2 protein-coding genes are annotated in these 1,933 nt (G+C 76.7%); one reads left to right on the top strand and one right to left on the bottom strand.

The annotated features are described in order from the left end of the window. Positions 1 to 164: 164 nt before the first annotated feature. Positions 165 to 1,235: a DUF4190 domain-containing protein gene (locus ACFU6K_RS37995; protein WP_380671075.1), complete on the bottom strand. Its 1,071-nt coding sequence runs from the start codon at positions 1,233 to 1,235 to the stop codon at positions 165 to 167. 319 nt (positions 1,236 to 1,554) lie between these two features. Between ACFU6K_RS37995 and ACFU6K_RS37990 the strand changes: the two genes are divergently transcribed. Further along, on the top strand, positions 1,555 to 1,933 hold a 379-nt coding region (locus ACFU6K_RS37990; protein ID WP_380671073.1), incomplete at its 3' end, for a helix-turn-helix domain-containing protein.

Raw genomic sequence — 1,933 nt, 5'->3', positions numbered from 1 at the left:
GCTCCGTGTGTCCGGGTTCGGGCGCCGCGCCGGATGGAGAATAGGCGAGCCGGTCGGTGCGTCACAGGTGTATCGCCGGAGTCGGGGCCTCGGATGCCGATTCGTGACGTGCCGTCAGGGCGGCTGCGGGGGCCGGCCGGCGGTCTCAGGGGGCCGGTCCCGGGTCAGCCGGCCGGGCCGCTCCAGACGACGTCCTTGTACTCGGTGCCCATGGTGTGGTCGAAGCGGACGGAGAACGGGTCGCCCGCGCCGGCCGGCAGGGCGTACGCGGTCAGTCCGACGGCCTCCTCGCCCGGGGCCAGGGACTTGGTGAGGATCTTCATCCGTCCGCTGCCGTCGATCAGGGTGAAGACGAGGTTGCCCTTGGCGTCCCGGACGGTGGGCAGCCCCGAGCCGAGGAGCGAGACCTCCGCGGACCCGGTGTTGACGACGGTGATCCTCACCTGGACGATCGTGGCGTCCTTGGGGATCTCGCCCACGCCCCCGCGCGGGACGTACGGCTCCGGCGCGGCCATCGTGACCTTCAGCCCGTCCGGGTAGGTGTAGGACTGGCCGAACGGCAGCCGCCGGGCCCGCTCGTCCGCGGCCCGCTTCTCCTGCTCGGCCGCGAGCCGCTGGCGCTCGGCCTCGATCCGCGCCTTCTCCTTGGCCGCCCGCTCCTCGGCGGCCTTGGTCGCGGTCTCGAAGCGGATGCGCGCGGCGTCCGCCTGCGCCTTCTGCTCCTTGCGGACCTCCTGCACCCGGTTCACGACCAGCACGCCGGTGCCGACCGAGACCAGCAGGCCGGTGACTCCCAGGACCACGCCCGCCAGGGCCATCGCCCGGTTGGCCGCCAGGCCCTTGCGCACGTGGCCCAGGGCGATCGCGCCGAAGACCACGGCCAGCAGGGCGGGCAGCCAGGACAGCCAGAACAGGATGATGGTCAGGCCGAGGACGACACCGACGATCCCGAGCACCATGGCCGCGATGCCCAGGCCGTTGCGGGGCTGCGGCGCGGGCGCCGGCATCGCGTAGGGCGGCCAGTACGGCGCGCCGGGGGCCTGACCGGGGGCCTGACCCGGTATCTGCCCGGGGACCGCGGCGGGGGCGTGAGCGGGGGCAGGGCCGGGGCCGGGGCCGGCGCCGGGGACCGTGGGGGCCGCGTCCTGGCCCTGGCCCGGCGGCGCCCACGGGTCGGCGACGGCCGGCTCCGCGGCAGGCTGCGGGCTGCTGTCGGGCGGGACGGGAACGGTCATGCGGAATCCTTCGAGGACGTGGGGACGGCGGGCGGGCCGCTGTTCGGCCCCGGGTCGGGGCCTGCGGCCCGGCCCCCGCGGGACGGCCGCCGCTCCGGGCCGGTCCCGCGCGTCAACCCCCTGGGAGGGGACGCCGGCCGGGCCGGCGAGTGATCAACATACAGGTGCCCAGCGAGCGCCCCGACGCCGCGGTCCGGCCCGGCGGCGGCCTCCCGGCCGGGCGCCCCGGCGCCGAGGAGCCGCGGTCGGCGCGCGGGCTTCACCCAGGGCGGAACTCCGTGCTCTTCCCCCGGGGCGTCAAGTCCCTAGGCTGTGAGGGGTGAGCACCCATGCGCCGAACGAAGCCCGCGTCATCCCCCTGCGCCCGCAGGCCCAGCCGCCCGCGGACGGCGGGCGGTCCCGTCCCCCGCTGACGGCGCCCGTACGGCGGGAGCCGCTGTGGCGCGATGTCGTCGGCGACGTGCTGCGGCGCGAGCGGCTCACCCAGGAGCGCACGCTGAAGGACGTCGCGGAGGCGGCCCGGATCTCGATGCCGTACCTGTCGGAGCTGGAGCGCGGGCGCAAGGAGGCCTCCTCCGAGGTGCTCGCGGCGGCGGCCCGGGCACTGGGGCTCGGCCTCGCGGACCTGCTCTCGCTCGCCCAGGACGAACTGGCCCGCTACGCCGCCGCGCCGAGCCGGACGGGCCGGGGCCGTGCCT

Origin of the sequence: Kitasatospora sp. NPDC057512 (assembly GCF_042802135.1) — a bacterium.
Classification (GTDB): domain Bacteria; phylum Actinomycetota; class Actinomycetes; order Streptomycetales; family Streptomycetaceae; genus Kitasatospora.
This window is presented reverse-complemented; position numbering and strand designations above follow the sequence as displayed.

Coding starts and splice junctions, on each gene's coding strand:
- ACFU6K_RS37995 (WP_380671075.1), bottom strand. CDS start 1,235: ATGACCGTTCCCGTCCCGCCCGACAGCAGCCCGCAGCCTGCCGCGGAG.